At 60.5% G+C, this 19,218-nt stretch carries 19 protein-coding genes; 8 read left to right on the top strand and 11 right to left on the bottom strand.

Annotated elements, in window-relative coordinates; translation table 11 throughout:
* Positions 1-35: 35 nt before the first annotated feature.
* From tilS to ybgC, 8 genes are all read right to left on the bottom strand, one after another.
* Positions 36-1,502: a tRNA lysidine(34) synthetase TilS gene (gene tilS, locus N2599_RS14280; protein ID WP_027508123.1), complete on the bottom strand. Its 1,467-nt coding sequence runs from the start codon at positions 1,500-1,502 to the stop codon at positions 36-38.
* Between the two features lie 11 nt (positions 1,503-1,513).
* Positions 1,514-2,530: a tol-pal system protein YbgF gene (gene ybgF / locus N2599_RS14285; protein WP_027508122.1), complete on the bottom strand. Its 1,017-nt coding sequence runs from the start codon at positions 2,528-2,530 to the stop codon at positions 1,514-1,516.
* 160 nt (positions 2,531-2,690) lie between these two features.
* Positions 2,691-3,221: a peptidoglycan-associated lipoprotein Pal gene (pal, locus tag N2599_RS14290; protein ID WP_027508121.1), complete on the bottom strand. Its 531-nt coding sequence runs from the start codon at positions 3,219-3,221 to the stop codon at positions 2,691-2,693.
* Positions 3,222-3,377: 156 nt separating this feature from the next.
* The gene (gene tolB / locus N2599_RS14295) at positions 3,378-4,688 is read right to left on the bottom strand and encodes a Tol-Pal system beta propeller repeat protein TolB (protein ID WP_027508120.1); all 1,311 of its coding nucleotides are present in this window, start codon (positions 4,686-4,688) and stop codon (positions 3,378-3,380) included.
* Between the two features lie 21 nt (positions 4,689-4,709).
* On the bottom strand, positions 4,710-5,837 hold the full coding sequence (tolA, locus tag N2599_RS14300) for a cell envelope integrity protein TolA (RefSeq protein ID WP_027508119.1): 1,128 nt from the start codon (positions 5,835-5,837) through the stop codon (positions 4,710-4,712).
* 8 nt (positions 5,838-5,845) lie between these two features.
* On the bottom strand, positions 5,846-6,301 hold the full coding sequence (gene tolR / locus N2599_RS14305) for a protein TolR (RefSeq protein ID WP_027508118.1): 456 nt from the start codon (positions 6,299-6,301) through the stop codon (positions 5,846-5,848).
* A gap of 18 nt (positions 6,302-6,319) precedes the next feature.
* Positions 6,320-7,039: a protein TolQ gene (tolQ, locus tag N2599_RS14310; protein ID WP_027508117.1), complete on the bottom strand. Its 720-nt coding sequence runs from the start codon at positions 7,037-7,039 to the stop codon at positions 6,320-6,322.
* Between the two features lie 393 nt (positions 7,040-7,432).
* Positions 7,433-7,888: a tol-pal system-associated acyl-CoA thioesterase gene (gene ybgC, locus N2599_RS14315; protein WP_027508116.1), complete on the bottom strand. Its 456-nt coding sequence runs from the start codon at positions 7,886-7,888 to the stop codon at positions 7,433-7,435.
* Between the two features lie 115 nt (positions 7,889-8,003).
* Between ybgC and N2599_RS14320 the strand changes: the two genes are divergently transcribed.
* From N2599_RS14320 to N2599_RS14345, 6 genes are all read left to right on the top strand, one after another.
* Positions 8,004-9,224 (top strand): NAD-dependent epimerase/dehydratase family protein, encoded by a 1,221-nt coding sequence (locus tag N2599_RS14320; protein WP_027508115.1) that lies wholly within the window; start codon positions 8,004-8,006, stop codon positions 9,222-9,224.
* A gap of 2 nt (positions 9,225-9,226) precedes the next feature.
* Positions 9,227-10,075, top strand: a complete 849-nt coding sequence (locus N2599_RS14325; protein WP_037140875.1) for a glycosyltransferase — start codon at positions 9,227-9,229, stop codon at positions 10,073-10,075.
* Positions 10,072-10,980, top strand: coding sequence for an NAD-dependent epimerase/dehydratase family protein (locus N2599_RS14330; RefSeq protein WP_027508113.1), 909 nt, complete (start codon positions 10,072-10,074; stop codon positions 10,978-10,980). Before N2599_RS14325 ends, N2599_RS14330 begins: the two co-directional genes overlap by 4 nt.
* A 70-nt stretch (positions 10,981-11,050) precedes the next feature.
* A complete protein-coding gene (locus tag N2599_RS14335) occupies positions 11,051-11,647 on the top strand; it encodes a 5-formyltetrahydrofolate cyclo-ligase (protein ID WP_027508112.1) in 597 nt (198 codons plus the stop codon).
* A 3-nt stretch (positions 11,648-11,650) separates the two neighbouring features.
* Complete coding sequence (locus N2599_RS14340) at positions 11,651-12,475, top strand: TIGR00282 family metallophosphoesterase (RefSeq protein ID WP_027508111.1); 825 nt, start codon at positions 11,651-11,653, stop codon at positions 12,473-12,475.
* Between the two features lie 135 nt (positions 12,476-12,610).
* The gene (locus N2599_RS14345; protein WP_027508110.1) at positions 12,611-13,450 is read left to right on the top strand and encodes an MBL fold metallo-hydrolase; all 840 of its coding nucleotides are present in this window, start codon (positions 12,611-12,613) and stop codon (positions 13,448-13,450) included.
* A gap of 40 nt (positions 13,451-13,490) precedes the next feature.
* Here the strand turns inward: N2599_RS14345 and N2599_RS14350 are convergent, their stop codons facing one another.
* Entirely contained in the window at positions 13,491-13,994 is a 504-nt protein-coding gene (locus tag N2599_RS14350) for a pyridoxamine 5'-phosphate oxidase family protein (protein WP_027508109.1), read from the bottom strand.
* Positions 13,995-14,169: 175 nt separating this feature from the next.
* Between N2599_RS14350 and N2599_RS14355 the strand changes: the two genes are divergently transcribed.
* On the top strand, positions 14,170-14,916 hold the full coding sequence (locus N2599_RS14355) for a YebC/PmpR family DNA-binding transcriptional regulator (RefSeq protein WP_027508108.1): 747 nt from the start codon (positions 14,170-14,172) through the stop codon (positions 14,914-14,916).
* Between the two features lie 57 nt (positions 14,917-14,973).
* Here the strand turns inward: N2599_RS14355 and N2599_RS14360 are convergent, their stop codons facing one another.
* Together N2599_RS14360 and N2599_RS14365 are read right to left on the bottom strand one after the other, a co-directional pair.
* Complete coding sequence (locus tag N2599_RS14360) at positions 14,974-15,975, bottom strand: LLM class flavin-dependent oxidoreductase (RefSeq protein WP_027508107.1); 1,002 nt, start codon at positions 15,973-15,975, stop codon at positions 14,974-14,976.
* A gap of 115 nt (positions 15,976-16,090) precedes the next feature.
* The gene (locus N2599_RS14365) at positions 16,091-18,412 is read right to left on the bottom strand and encodes a methyl-accepting chemotaxis protein (RefSeq protein ID WP_027508106.1); all 2,322 of its coding nucleotides are present in this window, start codon (positions 18,410-18,412) and stop codon (positions 16,091-16,093) included.
* Between the two features lie 234 nt (positions 18,413-18,646).
* Here N2599_RS14365 and ruvC point away from each other — a divergent pair, with 234 nt between their 5' ends.
* Complete coding sequence (gene ruvC, locus N2599_RS14370; RefSeq protein ID WP_027508105.1) at positions 18,647-19,159, top strand: crossover junction endodeoxyribonuclease RuvC; 513 nt, start codon at positions 18,647-18,649, stop codon at positions 19,157-19,159.
* Positions 19,160-19,218 lie beyond the last annotated feature (59 nt).

Raw genomic sequence — 19,218 nt, forward strand, 5'->3', positions numbered from 1 at the left:
GTTGCGCTGTGCCGTTGCCAAGGCGATCCGCTCTGTCAGATGGTTTTTCCGTCAATAAGACCTAAAGGCGGGCTTGGATAGGGGTCCGTTCCAAAGGCCGCCGCGAGGCTTTCAGCAAAGATGAGATCAAATCGTGTCAAAAAGCGGTCGAAAGGCGCGAAATACGGCGTGACGCTGATCGATGGCGCCGATTCCGCCGAAAGAGGCACGCCGCTGGTCGGCAGCACTATCGGTGATGCGGCAATCGCGCGTTTCAATGCGGCCTTGGGGAGGCGTTTTATCTGCTCCTCCCTCATCCCTGTGCTTGTCACAGGGATCCCGCCACCGCGCGTCCGCGCGGTGAATGACGCACTAGAGCTTGAAGAGGAGTCTCTCGCGCCCAAGGACTTGGGCGCACCGGATTCTTGTGGCAAGTACAGGAATGAGGGATCGTATGTGGCACCCGCTTCAATCTGAACGGCCACTCCACATTCATTCCTGACTTCAAAGCGCCCATCCCACACACGGCACTCCCCGGGCGCTACGACCAGTGGCAAGATGCCGCGGCTTTCGCGCGCAAGGTAAAGGCCATTGCGCCGCAGGTCCAAGATCACTCTGCTTGCGGTCATGCGTCCGGGCGTGCCGGTGCTGACGAAACCAAGAATGCCGTCCATCTGTTTGCGGCCCGGCGCAAAGCGCTGTCCGCCAAAAACGGCCGCGAGACGGCCGAGCGCATAGCGGAGCACGTCGACGGGAGCCTCAAGTCCCTTTTCCGTCACGCAACCCAGCCCTTCGCACGGAAGGGTAAAATGACGGTCGAGCCACAGGGCGGCTTGCCGTGAAAGCTCCAGGCGGACATCGGCTTCGCCAGCCTCCGGCTCCGGGGCGCCCTCACCCGCCAATGTCGCGCGCGTCCGCACGCGTTCGTATTTCAGATCTTCATTGCTTGGATCATCGAACCAGGGAACGGCTCGGGCCGAGAGAAATGCCCGGATATCAGCGCGCAGGCACGACAGAAACGGCCGGGCAATCCAGATACGGCGATCAAAGAGGACGGCATCGGCGATCCCGATGGAAAGACTATCGCTGCGCGCGCCGCGCATCGCCCGCGTCTCCCGCTGATCGTCCAGCGTATGTGCGGTCACGATGAGATTGGCTTCAAGTTCTGCCGTGGCATCCGCGAGCAGTTCGTAGCGCGCTTCGCGGGCGGCAGCCATGATGCCGGTTTTTGGTTTGGGGCCACGCCAGACACGCGTTGCGTGCGGCACATCAAGCGATTTGCATAAGGCTGCGACGTAACGCGCCTCATCTGCCGATTCTGCACGTAGATCGTGGTCGATCGTCGCGGCGCAGAGGGAGATTTTCGAATTGGGTTCGGCCTCCAGCGCTTCGGAAAGGGCAAGAAGCAGGCCGGTCGAATCGCTGCCACCCGAGATCGCGACGAGAATACGCGTGGGGCTGGCAAGCGAACAGAGAAAGCGGCGGGCCGCTGTCTTGGGCGAAAGTACGGTTTCCGGAGACAAACCGGAAATCCTCAGCAGGAGAGGCGCTTCTGCTCGCTCGCGACCTTGCTTATGACGGCGCGCGAGGCCTTCGGGTAACGCTTGGTGACTTCCTTGAGCGTCGCGCAGGCGGTGTCGTTGTTATCGAGAGCCGCCAGCGACATGCCGAGCTTCAGCAGCATTTCGGGCGCTTTCTCGGAGGAACCGTATTTCTTGTGGGCATTCAGGAAGGTCTTGGCGGCCTCGTTGAACTTGCCTTGGGAATAGAGCGCCTCGCCCAGCCAGAAATTGGCATCGGCAGCCCGGGCGCTTCCCGGATGCTGCGCGATATACTGTGTGAACTGCTCTTCAGCAATCGCGTAGTCGCCGGAAAGGACGTGACCGTAAGCGGCCTTGTACTGATCGGTCTCGCTGCCGAGAGATGCGGTCTGCTGCGGCGACGTACCAGCGTTCAGGTCCGGAAGCGGCGCTGAGCCGACTTCCGCGTTCTCGTTCACGCTGCCGCCGACCGGATTGCCGTTCTGATCGAACTGGATCGAACCCAGTTGCTGCGGAGGCTGGCCGAAACCGCTGTTCGCGGGGACGTCGTTGGAGGGAGCCGTTTCGGCTCCCTGCGGTGTTTCGATGATCGTCGCGACGTCGTCCTGGCGCTGGGAACGTGCATTGGCCTGGCCGGAAGCCGGGGGCTGCATATCGGCCTCGCTCTTCTTCGTGCCGCCCTTCGCTCCAGCAGCACCGCCGCTCTTTTCCAGATCCTGGAAACGGAATTCGTTGTCTTCCTGCGTCTTGCGCAGCGATTCCTGCATCTGCAGGATCTGGAAGCTCATTTCTTCGATGCGGCCGTTCAGCTGGCGCAACTGCTCTTCAAGCTGCTGTACGCGCATTTCCGCGCTGCTGCTCTGCACGTTGACGGCCGGCGGCGTCTGCGTCTGGCCCTGCGCAGGCTGGCCGCCAAGGTTCAAGCCGAGAAACGAAGCGGGATAAGCCGCTCGCTCGGTTCCGGTAACGGCCGCAAGGCAGAGCAAGCCTGCCACGACAAGTTTCTTCATAGGTTTCGTCCTGTCCCAGTGATTCTTCGCGCCTCGATGGCACGAACAGGAGTTTTTCCAATTGCCTTCAAAAAGCAACGGAGTCTGGCCAAAGTGTGGTCGAAAAGAAAAGGCGGCCCGCGAAGGAGCCGCCTTTGCAAGCACAATATATTCCAGGCAGTTACATGCCAGCGCCGCCGAGAACGGTGACTGCACGGCGGTTTTGCGACCAGCAGGAAATATCGTCGCAGACGGCGACCGGACGTTCCTTGCCGTAGGAGATCGTCTTCATGCGCTGAGCCGGAACGCCGCGCGAAGCTAGGTAATCCTTGGTGGCGGCAGCACGGCGGGCGCCGAGAGCGAGGTTGTATTCGCGCGTGCCGCGCTCGTCGGCATGGCCTTCGACGGTAATCGCATAGTTCGGGTAGCGGCCGAGCCACTGTGCCTGGCGGTCGAGCGTCTGCGCAGCATCCGCGCGGATCGAGGTCGAGTCCGTGTCGAAGAAGATGCGGTCGCCGACGTTGACGGTGAAATCCTGAGCCGAACCCGGCGTTGCGGCGCCTGCACCGAGGCCGAGGTCGCCAGCGCTGTTGGCCATGTTTTTCTTGTTGGCGCAGCCAGCAAGCGCCAGACCAGCAACGAGTGCGATCATGACGGGATTGCGGGCGAAATTCTGCATACGGCTCATGGCCGGGGTGTGAATTCGGCTCATGGCCGGGTCTCCTTGCGATTTATCAGGGTTGCCGGACTGTAACCGTACTCGGTTAATCGGCGTTCAAGAAGTATGGTTAATGATTTGTTGATTTGTCCCTGCATCGGCCAATTCCAGCACTTTGCGGCGACAACAAGGCGAAATCCGGCTCATCCACTACTCAAGGAGCGGCGACCAGGCTGGGTCGGACGCGTAGGTCGGCGTCTTGATGGCCTGCTCGTTGTAGCCTGTCAGATCGATGGAATAGAGCTGCGGACCGCCGGCACCAGCCGGCTGGCGGAAGAACATCAGGACACGGCCGTTCGGCGCCCAGGTCGGGCCTTCGTTGTGGAAGCCCGTCGTCAGAATGCGCTCGCCCGAACCGTCCGGTTTCATTACGCCGATCGAGAATTTGCCGCCGGATTGCTTGGTAAAAGCGATCAGATCGCCGCGCGGCGACCAGACAGGCGTCGAATAGTTGCCGTCGCCGAACGAGATACGCGTCTGGCCGGAGCCGTCGGCGTTCATCACGTAAATCTGCTGCTTGCCGCCGCGGTCGCTTTCGAAAACGATGCGCCCGCCGTCCGGCGAATAGGACGGCGAGGTATCGATCGCTGCCGTCGAGGTCAGGCGCGTCGTCGTGCGCGAACGCAGATCCATCGTGTAGATGTTGGCGTTGCCTTCCTGCTGAAGGCTCATCACCACCTTCTGGCCATCCGGCGAGAAGCGCGGCGAGAAGGTCATGCCCGGGAAGTTGCCGACGACTTCGCGCTGCCCGGTTTCGAGCTGCAGCAGGTAGACGCGCGGTTGCTGGTTGGCGAAAGACATGTAGGTCACTTCCTGCCGGTTCGGCGAGAAGCGCGGCGTCAGAACGAGGTCGCTGCCATCCGTCAGCGTGCGCACATTGAAGCCGTCCTGGTCCATGATCGCAAGCTGGCGCTTGCGCTGCTGCTTCGTGCCGGATTCGGAGACAAAGACCACGCGGGTATCGAAATAGCCCTCTTCGCCGGTGATCTGCTTATAGATCGCATCCGCGATGATATGGGCGACACGGCGCCAGTTTTCCGGCTGTGTGTAGAATTGCTGGCCGGTCATCTGCTGGCCGGCAAAAGTGTCCCAGAGACGGAACTCGGCGCGAAGGCGGCCATCGCCTTCCTGCGTAACCCGGCCGGTCACGAGCGCCTGCGCGTTGATGACCTTCCAGTCCTCGAAGCGCGGAGCTGCATCCGGATTGGAGATCTTCTCGATGAAGGCATTCTTGTTAACTGGCGCGAAGAGGCCGGAGCGCTGCAGGTCGGCTGCAATCACCTGAGAGACCTGTGCGCCGATGTCGCCCTGCAGGAAATCGGTGATGGCGATCGGCAGCGGCTCGACGTTGCCCTTGTTGATGTTGATCTCGACAAGCGCGTGTGCAGGCGTCGCGATAGCCGCCGTCGCAGCCATGCCGAGAGCCACCACGAAGGCGCGGAAGAGGGAACACTTGGTCATGAGGAACAAGCCTTTCAGCATTTAAAGGGCCATCTGACTGGGGTCGAAGTTCACAATGACTTCGCTCCACGCGTCATATTTGTCTTTCGGAAGGTTGGTGAACGGAGCAGACCGTTTGACGGCACGATAGGCACCGCCAGCAAGTGCCCGGCGCGTGGATTCGTTGCCGCCGGTCGCTTCGACCTCGGGGTCTCCGATGATCTCGCCATTCTCGTCCAGCTTCATGTGGACGGTGATGCGGACCTGGTCCATGTCCGCAAGGCCGGGAATGATCTGCCAGTTGCCGGCAATCGCGTTGCGCAGCGCATCCATCTCGCTCATGCTGAGTTTGGAGCCGGTATTGTTCGACTTCTTGGCACCCAGCGAGGCGACTTCCGTCGAGCGCTTCGCGCCGCCGTTCGACGGATCCTGCTTGTTCAATAGCGCTGCAATGTCGTCGGCATTGAAATCGCTCTGCTTCGAGGACGAGGCCTTCGCCTTCTCCTGCGCTTTGTCGGCTTTCTTCTTGTCAGGCTGCTTGTCGGCCGTCTTCTGCTGGTCCTGCGCCTTTTCCGGCGGTTTTTCCGCGAGCTTCTGCTCCGGCGGCTTCACCTGCGGCTTGGCGAGCGGCGTCGGAACGTTGTCCGGCAGCGCCTCGGCTTCCGGCTTCGGCGGCTCGGCTGGTTCGGCAGGCATTTCTTCCGGCTTCGGCGGGGTCGGTGCAACCTCCGGCTTGGTTTCCGGGATCGACGCGACTTCCTTGGGCTCATCGACGACCGTATCCTCCTTCATGATCTCCTTCACCTCGTTAGGAACGGGATCATTCTGGGGAAGCGGCTTCTCGACGGCTTTCGGTGCCGCGGTGCTCTCGTTGTTGTTCGGCTTCGCATTCGGGATCGGCGGCGTCTTCAGGTCGATCTTGTTGTCGCCGAGGTTCTCGGCGTCCGCAACATCAGCAGGTTTGGAAGTCGGCTTCGGCGCCGGCTTGTCGTTCGGCTTTGCCGTCTTGTCACCCTGCTGCATCTGGGTGATCGATTCGACGGGCACCAGATCGACCGGCATCGCTTCGAAGTCATCGACCTTGAACGACTCCGGCGAACCAATGGTCACCAGAGCCGCGGCGAGCACCAGTCCGTGCAGAACAGCAGATGTGACGACACTGGTCTTCATCTTGCTTTCTACTGGTCCTTCTTCTGCTGGGTGACGAGACCGATATTCTTGAAGCCCGCACCCTGAATGCGCGCCATGACATCGGCGATCACGCCGTAAGGCGCCGTCGCATCACCACGCACGAAGATGCGTTCGTTGTAGCCCGTGGTCGCGATCGCCTCGAGCTTGGCGGCGATCTCTTCGGCCGGGATCGGCGTTTCCTGCAGGAACACCGCGCCGTCGTTCTTGACGGAAATGGTGATCGGCTGCGTTTCGGAATTGAGCGCCTTGGCCTGCGTTTCCGGCAGGTCGATCGGCACGCCGACGGTCATCATCGGCGCCGCCACCATGAAGATGATGAGCAGCACGAGCATGACGTCGACGAGCGGCGTCACGTTGATCTCGGAAATAACACCCTTGCTCCGGCCACCACGGCGGCGGCGACCGCCGCCTCCGCCGTTATTGCCTCCAACAGCCATACCCATAATCGTGTACTCCGTCGGTTATTGTGCGGCCTGACGCGGCTGCAGCTTCTCATCGATCTGGCGCGAAAGGATGGCGGAGAACTCGTCCGCAAAGCCTTCCATGCGGCCCGAGAGCTTGCCGGCATCCGCGGAGAACTTGTTGTAGGCGATAACCGCCGGAATAGCGGCCACGAGGCCGATCGCGGTGGCGAGAAGCGCTTCGGCAATACCGGGGGCAACGACCGCGAGGTTGGTCGACTTCGAGCCGGCGATTGCCTGGAACGAAGTCATGATACCGACGACCGTACCGAAGAGACCAATGAACGGACCGGCCGAACCGATCGTCGCGAGCGAGCCGAGGCGGGCGGAAAGAAATTCCGTTTCACGGGCGAGCGTCACGTCCATCGCCCGGTCGATACGCATCTGCAGACCGATCGGCGAGCGCGCACCGCGTTCGAAGGACTTCTTCCACTCGCGCATGGCGGCAACGAAGATCGAAGCAAGGCCGGTATTGTTGCGTTCGGAAAGCGTGCGGTAGAGCTCTTCCAGCGACTGCCCCGACCAGAAGACCTGCTCGAACTTGTCGAACTGGCGCCGGGCGCGGCCATAGGCCAGATATTTGTCGATGACGATCGCCCAAGTCCAGACGGAGGCTGCGATCAGCCCGAGCATGACCAGCTTGACGACGATGCCTGCCTGCATGAACAACGACCAGAGGCTGACGTCGGCCGTTGCTGCTGCCAATCCTACTTGTTCCATTTATCAAAATCCCCGAATCCAAACGCCCGGTGCTTGACCGGGCGGCACAGAAAGTGATCTCGCAAGAATTGTCTGGCGACCGCCGCCCAAAGCCCTGGTCAAGCTTAAAGCTCTTCTTCCGCCTTCCTTGCCGTCAAATTTGGTCAAAGGAAGGCGTGCACCGCACAATCTCTGACTTTCCAAGTAAGACACTATTATGGTTAATAGATCGTTAGTGCCAGAGTATGACGGCAAAGCTTAACCAGCTGAATTTTTCTTCCCGGCTTGGAACGAAGAGACCGAAGTCCGGCGACGGAATGCCGCGCAATCCTTGCAGCGCTGAATTCCTTCACATGAAAGTCATGTTTTTGCAAGGCCCGCGTTTGCTCAATTCTGCATGTCTGGAATGCGCGTTTAGCCGTCTTGCGTCTCGATCTGCATCCGCTTCGCCAACGCCTCGGGCAACCGGCGCGGCCTTCCCTTGGCGTTGATGACGGCGATGATCACTTTGGCGGCGATAAGCGGCGTTTCGCCGCGGCGAATTTCTTGTCTGAGCACCATCTTTGCGCCGCCGGCCTTCTCGGTGCACGTGACGATGGTGAGAATATCGTCCATGCGCGCCGGATTTCTGAAGTCGATTTCCATACGGTGAACGACGAAGACAAGCCCTTCTTCGTCGGCGGTGATCAGCTCACGCTGCTCGACGCCCAGGCAGCGCAGATAGTCGGTACGGCCGCGCTCGAGGAAATGCAGGTAGCGCGCATGATAGACCAAGCCGGAGAAATCGGTGTCTTCATAGTAGACGCGCTGGATCAGCTGGTGCCCCGTCTCCGTCAGCTCGCCTGAAATGGAAAAGCCGTTATCCGCCATAATTTTCTCCAAACTCGCATGCCTGTTGGCGAGGCGCAGCAACGCCCTAGCTTTGAACAATCGTCACAGTTCTTAAGTATTCCCGATAGTGGATGAACATACAGGAGGCAATGCGATGAAGATTGCGGTGATGGGCGGAGATGGGTTCATTGGCTGGCCGACATCGCTGCATCTCTCGGACGCGGGGCACGACGTCCACATTCTCGACAATCTCTCGCGGCGCTGGATCGATACCGAACTCGGCGTGCAATCACTGACGCCGATGGATTCCATTCAGGAGCGCACCCGCATTTGGCATGCCGAAACCGGGCGGCGCATCCATTTCAATCTGATCGACCTCGCCAAGGACTACGAGCTTCTCAAGAAGTGGCTTGCCGAAAACCGGCCGGATGCCATCGTCCATTTCGCCGAACAGCGCGCCGCGCCCTATTCGATGAAGAGCGACCGGCACAAAAACTACACCGTCAACAACAACGTCAGCGCCACACATAACCTTTTGAATGCACTCGTCGAATTGCAGTTTGACGCCCATTTGATCCACCTCGGCACGATGGGCGTCTACGGCTATTCGACGGTCGGCGCGGCGATCCCCGAGGGCTACCTGACCGTCGGCGTCGAAACGGCAGATGGCGAGATGGCGAGCCAGGAAATCCTCTATCCGTCCAATCCCGGCTCGATTTACCATATGACCAAGTGCCTGGATCAGCTGCTCCTCCAGTTCTATGCGAAGAACGACGCGCTGCGCATCACCGACCTGCATCAGGGCATCGTGTGGGGCACGCACACCGAACAGACACGCCGCCATCCGCAACTGATCAACCGTTTCGATTATGACGGTGACTATGGCACCGTGCTGAACCGCTTTCTCATCCAAGCGGCAATCGGTTATCCGCTCACCATCCACGGCACAGGCGGACAGACGCGCGCCTTCATCCATATCCAGGATTCTGTCCGCTGCATCGAGCTTGCGCTGAAGAACCCGCCGGCCCGCGGCTCCCGTGTCGAGATCTTCAATCAGATGACCGAGACACACCGTGTGCGCGACCTTGCCGAGATGATCGCCAGGATGAGCGGTGCAAAGATCGCCTGGCTTCCCAACCCGCGCAAGGAAGCGCCGGAAAACGATCTGATCGTCAGGAACGAGAAATTCCGCGATCTGGGGCTCGATCCGATCACGCTCGAAGCCGGCCTGCTCGGCGAGATCGTCGACGTCGCCAGGAAATTTGCCTACCGCGTCGATCGCTCCCGCGTTCCCGCCGTCTCTGCGTGGACGAAGGACATCGCCGCCACGATCAACCGCGACCCGGAAGGCAAGCGGCTGAAATCGGTGTCGTGAATATGGAAGTGATCTCCGTCAACCCACAAAAAACGCCCTCATCCCGCCACGCCTACACCACCCTCGTCACGAATGCAGACTATGTTATGGGCGCGACCGCGCTAGCGCGCTCCCTCCGGCTCACAAAGACCGCGGCCGATATCGTCGTGCAGCATACCGGCGGCGTGGAGGGAAGCACCCTCGCCCCACTTGCTGATCTCGGCTGCCGCCTCATCGAAGTCGCGCACCTTCCACTTTCCGATGCCTTCAACGAGCGTCATGCCCGCGGCCAGCTCCATTCCGTCGCCCCCTTCACCAAGGGTCGCAAGCCGGATTTTCATTCGCCGCTCGACAATTTCTGCAAGCTGCGCCTCTGGCAGTTGATCGAATATGAGCGCGTCGTCTTCATCGACGCTGATGCCATCGTGTTGAAGAATATCGACAAGCTCTTCGGCTACCCCGAATTTTCCGCCGCCCCCAATGTCTATGAAACACTGGCCGACTTCCGCCGCATGAATTCCGGCGTCTTCATCGCAAGGCCTTCCGAGGAAACCTTTGGCCGGATGCTCACCATGCTCGACCAGCCCGATGCCTTCTGGCCGCGGACCGATCAGACCTTCCTGCAGGCCTTCTTCCCGGATTGGCACGGCCTGCCCGTCTATTTCAACATGCTGCAATATGTATGGTTCACCATGCCCGCGCTTTGGGACTGGAAGAGCATTTCAGTCCTGCATTACCAATATGAAAAGCCATGGGAGAAGGATCATCCGAAGGCGGCGATGCTCAAGCCGCTGATCGAGTTCTGGCACTCCGTCCATGCCGGCAATGACCTGCCGGATATTGCGGCCATGACGAATCCGGAGACGGCATGAAGGTATTGGTATCTGGCGGGACGGGCTTGGTGGGACGCTATATCGTCGAGGAGCTGCTTGCCGCCGGATATTCGGTCATCATCGGCGGACGCCGCGCGCCGTTGCCCCGGCTGTTCTCGCGGCCGGTCGAATTCGCACCGCTTTCGCTCGATCCCGACAAGGAACACATCGAGGCCTTCGACGACGCCTATTTCTTCGTGCATGCCGCTTTCAGCCACCTGCTCGGACAATATCGTGGCGGCGAAGGCGATGATCCGGGAGGCTTCAGCCGCCTGAACCTTGACGGCACGGTGAAGCTCTTCGACACCGCCAGGCGCGCCGGCACCCGCCGCTGTATCTTCATCTCCAGTCGTGCCGTCTATCAGAACGCAACGCCCGGCACCGTCCTGACAGAGGACATGCTGCCGGAGCCGGACACGCTTTATGGGGAGGTGAAGCTCGCCGGCGAGCGAGCGCTCGCCCATCTGGCCGGACCCGGCTTCGCGGCGGCCAGCCTGCGCGCCACCGGCGTCTACGGCGACCTGCTTCCGAACAAATGGTCCGGCCTCATCGACGATTACCTCAGCGGCAGGCCGGCGCCCGTCCGGGCCGGAACGGAAGTTCACGGCCGCGACCTCGGCCGCGCCGTGCGGCTGATGCTGGAGACGGAAAGCGCCCGCATCTCCGGCGAGGTCTTCAATGTTTCTGACGTCGTCGCCGATACCCGCGATATCTTGTCGATCGTGCAGCGGGAAACCGGCTGCCCCAATCCTCTGCCTGCCTCAGCAGACAAGGCTGCCGTCAGTCAGATGAGCACCGAAAAACTGGAGGCGCTTGGCTGGCTGCTGGGCGGCAAGGCGCTGTTCGAGCAAACGATCCGGCAACTGACAGGCGCATTGCAGCAACGCAAATTTCACCAGATCTAATCGGCTCCACCAAAGCCAGTGCCGCTGTCACGGGATTGCAATGGCCCGCCAGCCGTTTATGGTCCGGTCCATGCAGCAGACGATATCCAAGGAACTCAAAACCCAGATGCGTGCCGAACGGCTAGCGTTGCGCGACGTAATCCCGCTTGAGGCGCGTATCGAGAAGAGCTTGGCAATGGCGGAGCACGCGGGCGAGGCCGTGGCTTTCGATCCCGGCACGATCATTTCGGGCTTCATGCCGATCCGCTCGGAGGCCGATATCCGGCCGCTGATGGCGCGCTTTCAGGCGCGCGGAGCCCGCCTCTGCGTTCCGGCCATCCTCGACCGTCAGATGATCGTCTTCCGTGAGCTCCTGCGTGGCGAGCCGCTGGTTGCCACAGGCTTCGGCACTGCCGGACCGGGACCGGAGGCCGCGGTTCTCGATCCGGAAATCATGCTCGTGCCACTGTCGGCCTTCGACGATCGCGGCCACCGCATCGGCTACGGCGCTGGTCACTACGACCGCGCAATCCACCGTCTGCAGCAAAAAGGCGTGCGTCCGAAGCTGATCGGCATTGCATTCGACTGCCAGGAAGTGGCACATGTGCCCGACGAGCCGCATGACATAAGCCTGGATGCCATCCTGACAGAAAGCGGCCTTCGCTTTTTTGCTTCTTGGATCGGATAAGGAATGCGTCTGCTTTTTCTGGGTGACATGGTCGGCAAGACGGGGCGGACGGCGGTATGGGATCGCCTGCCCGGCCTGGTTTCCGACCTAAAACTCGACTTCGTGATCGTCAATGGCGAAAATGCCGCGGGCGGTTTCGGCATCACGGAAGACATCTTCCTCGAGACGATCAATGCGGGAGCCGACGTCGTCACCACCGGCAACCACGTCTGGGACCAGAAGGAAGCCGTCGCCTTTGCGGGCCGCCACGATCAGTTCCTGCGCCCGGCCAATTACCCGCAGGGAACGCCCGGCCGCGGCTCGGGACTCTTTTATGCGCGAAACGGAGCACGCGTGCTCGTGGCAAACATCATGGGCCGCGTCTTCATGCATCCGGAGCTCGACGATCCCTTCAAATCGGCCGAGACGATCCTCGACGCTTGCCCGCTCAAGGAACAGGCCGATGCGATCATCTTCGACTTCCATGCGGAGGCAACGAGCGAAAAGCAGTGCTTCGGCCATTTCGTCGACGGCCGCGCCACCTTCGTCGTCGGCACGCATACGCATGTACCGACTGCCGACCATCAGATACTGAACGGCGGCACGGCCTATATGTCGGATGCCGGCATGTGTGGCGACTACGACTCTTCGCTCGGCATGGACAAGGAAGAGCCGCTGAACCGCTTCATCTCCAAGATGCCGAAGGGACGCATGGAAGCCGCCACCGGCCCCGCCACGATCTGCGGCGTCGGCGTCGAGATATCCGATGCCACCGGGCTTGCGGAACAGATCGCGCCGCTGCGGATTGGTCCGCGGCTGGCGGAGACGATTCCGGAATTCTGGCGGTAGGCGAACGGCACGCCTCATTAAGCGGCACGGCACGCCACCCATCCACCCAACACGCAATTGTGAGCGCTCTCCATCTGGACCGCTGCGGTGCCTTGCCGCATCCTCGGCGCACCGTGAAAGCGCCGGAGGGGTGGCATGAAGCCGCAATTGCTTGTCCTCGCTATCGCATGCCTCGTGCCCTTTGCCCTGCCCCGCGCGGCGGCCGCACAAACCGAACCCAAACCCGTCAGTCAGTGCCAAGCGATCGCCCAGGCAACCCCCAAGGCCACATTCGTGAGCTTTTCCGGCGACGCGCCTATCATGCCTGCGGTTTCGGAAGGCGAGGATGTCAAGCTGACCTTCCTTGGACATTCCACCTTCGAAATCGAAACGCCGGGCGGCATCGTCATCGCAACGGATTTCAACGGCTGGTACCGGCCGGTCGTGACGCCCGACGTGGTGACGATGAACCGGGCACACACAACGCATTACACGCTGACGCCAGATCCGGCGATCAAGCACGTGTTGCATGGCTGGAGCGATGTGCCCGGCGAAAAGGCAGACATCGACCTGATGATCGGCGATGCCTATATCCGCAACGTCACGACGGATATCCGCGGCGGCTACAGCGCGCCTCAGAAAGATGGAAACTCAATCTTCATCTTCGAGATCGCCGGCCTCTGCATCGGCCATCTCGGTCACCTACACTATGAACTGACCGATGCCCACTATACCGAGATCGGCCGCCTGGATATCGTCATGGTCCCGGTCGACGGCGGCCTGACTATGGGCGCCGACAGCATGAGCCGCGTCATCAAGCGCCTGCGCTCGTCGCTGATCCTGCCGATGCACCGCCGCGGCCCGCCGGTCGAGCGCTTTGTGTCGATGTTCGGTAAGGATTTCGACATCAGCTATGCGCCTGACGACACGATTACCGTTTCCATGCGATCCCTCCCCAGGAAGCCGCTCATTTATGTCATGAAGGGCGCTCTATAGAGGAGACCAGAAAGCCTGAGACCTCCAGGCTCTGCCGGCATTAGGCAAATTGCAGATGCCGTTTGATGCCCACGTCGGGCATCTTGTCGTCACTGAGATTGGCCTTCGCGATCTCCCAGCCGAACTTCAGCTTGCTGCCGATCGAAACCCAGATCTCGGCATCGTCCACATGCATGACAAGCATTGTCAGCTTCGGATCCTTCTTGCCGTTCTCGTACCAGGCCGCAACCACCGAATTCCAATACTGCTCGATCCTCGAAGGGTCCGGCCGGATCTCGATCTTGCCTGCCAGGCTGGCGTGGTAGTCGTGATCCTTGCCTATGACGCAGAAATGCGCACGCGTTCCCGGTTTGACGGCGCGGGCAATGTCGGCATCGGATTTTGTATAGAACCATATGGTATTTGTCTTCGGATCGGCATGCGGAGCCATCGGCTGCATGTGCATGTCGACGCCATCGATGCCGAGCATTCCTGCCGAAACATCGTTCACCTGATCCCAAAGCTGCCGTGCCGGATGTTCGCGCGCTTCGCTAAAGCTTGCCATGGCCTTCCCCTTCCCTTCGGGCTTTTCAAGCCTTCAAACGTCACGTCTGCCGCTTTGTTCCGCGGCTTTTCGCCTACCCAGGGACTCAGGAACAAGCTGCTTTTCCCTTGAATGCGGTCCGCTTCGCTCTTATAAGGCCGTCCATTCCGAACAATGAGACGTGAACAGGGGTGCCATGGCTGGCCATTCACAGTTTAAAAACATCATGCATCGCAAGGGCCGTCAGGATGCCGTGCGGTCGAAAATGTTCTCCAAGCTCGCGCGCGAAATCACCGTTGCTGCCAAGGCCGGCCTGCCCGACCCGACGATGAACGCCCGCCTGCGCCTAGCAATCCAGAACGCCAAGGCACAGTCCATGCCGAAGGACAATATCGACCGCGCCATCAAGAAGGCGGCAGGCGCCGATAGCGAGAACTACGACGAAGTCCGCTACGAAGGCTATGGCCCAGGCGGCACGGCGATCATCGTCGAGGCGCTGACAGACAACCGCAACCGCACCGCCTCCAACGTCCGCTCAATCTTCACCAAGGCGGGCGGCGCGCTCGGCGAAACAGGCTCGGTTTCCTTCTCCTTCGATCACGTCGGCGAGATCACCTACAAGCTACCGGCCGGCGATGCCGACACGGTCATGGAAGCCGCGATCGAAGCCGGCGCCGATGACGTCGAGACCGACGAGGAAGGCCACACCATCACCTGCGCCTTCGAATCCCTCGGCGAAGTCGCCAAGGCGCTGGAAGGCACGCTTGGCGAAGCCGAAACCGTCAAGGCCGTCTGGCGCGCCCAGAACAGCGTGCCAGTGGACGAGGAAAAGGCCCAGTCGCTGATGAAGCTCATCGACAGCCTGGACGACGACGACGACGTGCAGAACGTCTATTCGAACTTCGAGGTTTCCGAAGAAGTGCTCGCCAAGCTTTCGGCTTGAGCATTCCAACGAACGAATTGAAGACCCGGCTGCGGAAACGCTGGCGGGTCTTTTGTCTTAAGCCGCAACTCTCATGAAATTCCTCAGTCCCGCAAACAGCTCGACCGATCTCAACCGCGCCTCGATGTCGTGTATCGGCATGGAGATGATGACCTCGTCCGCCCCGGTCTCCTTCAGGAATTCGGTGAGCTTCGCCTCTGCCGTCTTCGGTGAACCGACGACCGCGTAGCGTAGTGTGTGCTCGACATTCAGTTTCTCCATCGGCGACCAGAAGCCCTGCATGTCCTCGACCGGTCGCGGGAACGGACCACGGACGTTGCGGCGCAGGTTGACGAATTGCTGCTGCGCGGAAGTGAAATGATACTGCGCTTCCTCATCTGTCGGCGCGACGGAGCCCATGACGCCGGCCATCACATAAGGCTGGTCGAGCGAGGCCGAGGGCTGGAACTTGCTGCGGTAGATGTCGATCGCATCGAGCAGCAAATCCGGTGCGAAATGCGAGGCGAAGGCATAGGGCAGGCCGAGCATCGCCGCCAGCTGGGCGCTATAAAGACTGGAGCCAAGCAGCCAGATCGGCACATGCGAACTGTAGCCTGGAACGGCAAGGATCGCCTGGTTCTCAACCGGCTCACCCAGTAGCTGCTGCAGCTCGACGATATCGTTCGGGAAATTGTGGGCGCCCGCCTCCAGATTGCGGCGGAGCGCCTGCGCCGTCCGCATATCTGTGCCGGGAGCGCGACCGAGCCCGAGATCGACGCGGCCCGGAAAAAGCGCCGCCAATGTGCCGAACTGCTCGGCGATCACCAGCGGTGAATGGTTGGGCAGCATGATTCCGCCCGAGCCGATGCGAATGTGGTTTGTCGCGGCGCCGACATGGCTGATGACGACCGCAGTCGCGGCACTCGCGACACCCGGCATGCCGTGATGCTCCGCCAGCCAGAAGCGCTTGTAGCCGCACTCCTCCGCTTTCTGCGCCATGCGCGCCGAACCTTTGAAGGATTGCTGGATCGTCGTGCCTTCGGCAACGGGCGAAAGATCGAGAATGGAAAAGGGAACCATAAAGAAAACCTGCCGGTGATTGGAAGGACAGGTCTATGTAGGTTCTGGAATCGCTCATTCCAAATCCCGCGGACAAAGAAAAAGGGCCGGTTCCCCGACCCTCGATCTCGCTATTTCAAGCCGTGTGCCGCCGGAGAATGTGAATTTCGGCGCCGTGATGATGATGATCGTGCGGCAGCGTGAAATTGCCGAGCTGGCGGTCCATCTCCACGGCCTCGGCCGCAAGGCGGTGGATCGCGGCTGTCGTTTCCTCCACCATCGCGGCATTCTGCTGCGTCATCGAGTCGAGTTCGGAAACGGCCTTGTTGATCTGGCGCAGCGTATCCGCCTCTTCACGGGTCGATTCCATGATCTCGTGAATCTGGCCATTGATGTGCTCGACATGGCTGCCGATGCCCGTCAGCGCCACACCTGCCCGCTCGACAAGCGACACGCCCGTCTCAACCTCATGGGTCGATTTCTGCAGCAGGCTCGCGATCTCCTTGGCAGCGCCCGATGAACGCTGCGCCAGTTCACGCACTTCCATCGCAACGACCGCAAAGCCCTTGCCGGATTCACCGGCGCGGGCCGCTTCGACGCCGGCATTGAGTGCCAGCAGGTTCGTCTGGAATGCGATGTCGTCGATAACGGAGATGATCGTGTTGATCTGCCGCGATGAGGACTGGATCGCCTCCATCGCCGCAATGGTCTCACGCATGATCTCGCCGGAGCCGGTGGTCTCCTTTTTCGCGTCGCGGGCAATGCGCTCCGCCTGTTCAGCGCGTTGGATCTGGACGCGAACGGACTGGGTGATCGCATCGATCGCATTGGCCGTTTCGGTGATCGACGCAGCCTGTCGCTCGGTGCGTCCGGCAAGGTCGTCGGCGCCGGTCCGCATCTCTTCCGAGCCGGAGCGCACTGCCATGGAGTTGCCGCCGATCGCCGTCATCGTCTCGCTGAGCGTGGCGAGCGCATCGTTAAAGTTGACGCGCAGGCCTTCAAGCTCGTTCGGGAAACTCGTGTCGATCTGGTAGGCAAGGTCGCCGTTCGCCAGATGATGCAGACCCTCATCCAGCGCCTGGACTACATCTTGCAAGGTTTTCGCTTCCGCTTCGCGAAGAGCAAGGTTTTCCTGACGGTCGCGTTCGGCGCGGGCGCGGGTTGCAGCACTTGCCGCTTCCAGCTCGCGGCTTTCGATCAGTGATTGCCTGAATCGGGCAAGCGCCTTGGCCATCGTGCCGATTTCGTCCTGACGGTTCTGGCTGCCGATCTCGACATCCAGCTTGCCGCCTGCCACCTCGCGGGTATTGCAGGCAAGGCGCGCAAGCGGCGAGAAGAGCAACTTGGTGATAAGGCCCGTGGCAATCGCCATGACGACAAGCGCTGCGAGGCCAATCATGGTCAGCAGCGTCGCGATCTCGATCGAACCAGCATTGAGCTCGCTGACGAGCACGCTTTCGACGACGAGAAACCGCTCGCCCTGATAGGCGATGGAGCGGACATAGGCCCGGGCGGTGCCGTCGGGGCGCGCAAAGTCGTCGACTGTCATGCCGTTGCTGCTTGCAAGCGCGTCCTTCACGAAAGTGAACGGCGCCGTGTCAAGCGTCGCAAGCCGGCCTTCCGCATTGAGCCCGACCGCAGAACCGTCACTGGAAATAATGGCAGCCTGAGCCGTGCTGCCGGAAACGATACCCTTTGCCAGGATGCTGGTGATGATATCATTGCGCACCTTGAAAAGGATGATGCCCTTCGCCTGACCGAGCTTGATGATCGGCACTGCATAGAAGATCGCCGACTTGCCGCTGGAGGAATCGACTCGCAGACCCGAGAATGCAGTCGGCGCGGAATTGTCCGTCGCCTTGGCTGTGTTCTCGACCGCTTTTGCAAATGCAATACCCGCACCTGTCGCCTTCCATGGATCGGCCTTCAGATTCTCGGCGAAATTATCGTCCTTCTTGTAGGAATAGAGAACCGAGCCGTCGAGATCGGCAATCAACAAGTCGCTGAAGGCGGTGTTCTCTAGGTCGCGGGCGACTTCGCCCTGGGTCTTCTCGTGGTTCGAGTAGTAGAAGCCGCTCGGCCCTTCCGGCTTCATCAGCCTCTCACGCTGATCCGCCGGATTTGGATTGTTGGTGATGAACACCTTTTTGAAGTCGCCTCGCGCGTCGCCCGACGATTTTTCGATCGTCTTCCAGCCGCTCTTCAGGCTGGTGATCGACATCTGCAGCGCCTCTATGCGCGCAATGGAACTCGCCTGGTTCTCAAGCTGCCCCAGTTGATCCTGCAGCATGTCGCCGCGGAAGATGAGAACACTTTCCTTGGCCTTCAGAGCCTGCGCATCCGAGATGCGGCTGCTGGTGAAATAACCGAGAACGCTGATCGCGCTCACAGCCAGTGCCGTGAGCAGGATGAATGTCGCGATAACCTTAAAGGACAGGGACTGAAATCTCTGAGCCATGACAACAACCCTTCCGGAGCGGCTTGCCGGCAGCGCAATCCCTGCCAGCTTGACCGAAAACAGAACACGGGGAGCCTTAACCTTTTGCAAAAGGCAGCTCCTCTCACATTTGAAGGGACTAGATTTCAGGCATCGGATTTAATTCGTGGTAAACGGCCTCCTACAAAAGAGGGAATGTTTTTGCTTTGTTCACATATTGGTGGCAGTTATTTTGCAACCGCAATAAGGTGAACTATGCAAAATACGATTCGCATCATCGGCATCGATCCCGGTCTGCGCCGCACCGGCTGGGGAATTATCGACACGCTCGGCAATTCGCTGCGCTTCGTGGCCTCCGGAACAGTGACCTCCGACGGCGACATGGACCTCGCCTCCCGCCTCTGCCAGCTGCACGACGGACTCGCCGAAATCGTGCATGGTTACAAGCCGGATGAGGCAGCCGTTGAGCAGACTTTCGTCAACAAGGATGCGGTTGCGACCCTGAAGCTCGGCCAAGCCCGCGGCATTGCGATGCTCGTGCCGGCGCGCGCCGGGCTGCAGGTATCGGAATATGCACCCAATGCCGTCAAGAAGGCCGTCATCGGTGTTGGCCACGGTGAGAAGCAACAAATCCACATGATGCTGAAAATCCTGATGCCGAAAGTGGAGTTCAAAGGCAACGACGCCGCCGATGCGCTCGCCATCGCCATCTGCCATGCCCATAACCGCGGCAGCAGCAGGATGCGCCTGGCGGCAGTGGCCGGTTGACCTGCGTTCTTGCCTTGTTCTATCAGTAATGATAATTCTTACCGCATCAGTGGAGCAAT

It is taken from the genome of Rhizobium sullae (genome assembly GCF_025200715.1).
GTDB lineage: Bacteria > Pseudomonadota > Alphaproteobacteria > Rhizobiales > Rhizobiaceae > Rhizobium > Rhizobium sullae.

Bases quoted from the DNA above. Each gene is read 5' to 3' on its own strand.
- ybgF (WP_027508122.1), bottom strand. From the start codon at position 2,530: ATGAAGAAACTTGTCGTGGCAGGCTTGCTCTGCCTTGCGGCCGTTACC.
- pal (WP_027508121.1), bottom strand. From the start codon at position 3,221: ATGAGCCGAATTCACACCCCGGCCATGAGCCGTATGCAGAATTTCGCC.
- tolB (WP_027508120.1), bottom strand. From the start codon at position 4,688: ATGACCAAGTGTTCCCTCTTCCGCGCCTTCGTGGTGGCTCTCGGCATG.
- tolA (WP_027508119.1), bottom strand. From the start codon at position 5,837: ATGAAGACCAGTGTCGTCACATCTGCTGTTCTGCACGGACTGGTGCTC.
- tolR (WP_027508118.1), bottom strand. From the start codon at position 6,301: ATGGGTATGGCTGTTGGAGGCAATAACGGCGGAGGCGGCGGTCGCCGC.
- tolQ (WP_027508117.1), bottom strand. From the start codon at position 7,039: ATGGAACAAGTAGGATTGGCAGCAGCAACGGCCGACGTCAGCCTCTGG.
- ybgC (WP_027508116.1), bottom strand. From the start codon at position 7,888: ATGGCGGATAACGGCTTTTCCATTTCAGGCGAGCTGACGGAGACGGGG.
- N2599_RS14320 (WP_027508115.1), top strand. From the start codon at position 8,004: ATGAAGATTGCGGTGATGGGCGGAGATGGGTTCATTGGCTGGCCGACA.
- N2599_RS14325 (WP_037140875.1), top strand. From the start codon at position 9,227: ATGGAAGTGATCTCCGTCAACCCACAAAAAACGCCCTCATCCCGCCAC.
- N2599_RS14330 (WP_027508113.1), top strand. From the start codon at position 10,072: ATGAAGGTATTGGTATCTGGCGGGACGGGCTTGGTGGGACGCTATATC.
- N2599_RS14335 (WP_027508112.1), top strand. From the start codon at position 11,051: ATGCAGCAGACGATATCCAAGGAACTCAAAACCCAGATGCGTGCCGAA.
- N2599_RS14340 (WP_027508111.1), top strand. From the start codon at position 11,651: ATGCGTCTGCTTTTTCTGGGTGACATGGTCGGCAAGACGGGGCGGACG.
- N2599_RS14345 (WP_027508110.1), top strand. From the start codon at position 12,611: ATGAAGCCGCAATTGCTTGTCCTCGCTATCGCATGCCTCGTGCCCTTT.
- N2599_RS14350 (WP_027508109.1), bottom strand. From the start codon at position 13,994: ATGGCAAGCTTTAGCGAAGCGCGCGAACATCCGGCACGGCAGCTTTGG.
- N2599_RS14355 (WP_027508108.1), top strand. From the start codon at position 14,170: ATGGCTGGCCATTCACAGTTTAAAAACATCATGCATCGCAAGGGCCGT.
- N2599_RS14360 (WP_027508107.1), bottom strand. From the start codon at position 15,975: ATGGTTCCCTTTTCCATTCTCGATCTTTCGCCCGTTGCCGAAGGCACG.
- N2599_RS14365 (WP_027508106.1), bottom strand. From the start codon at position 18,412: ATGGCTCAGAGATTTCAGTCCCTGTCCTTTAAGGTTATCGCGACATTC.
- ruvC (WP_027508105.1), top strand. From the start codon at position 18,647: ATGCAAAATACGATTCGCATCATCGGCATCGATCCCGGTCTGCGCCGC.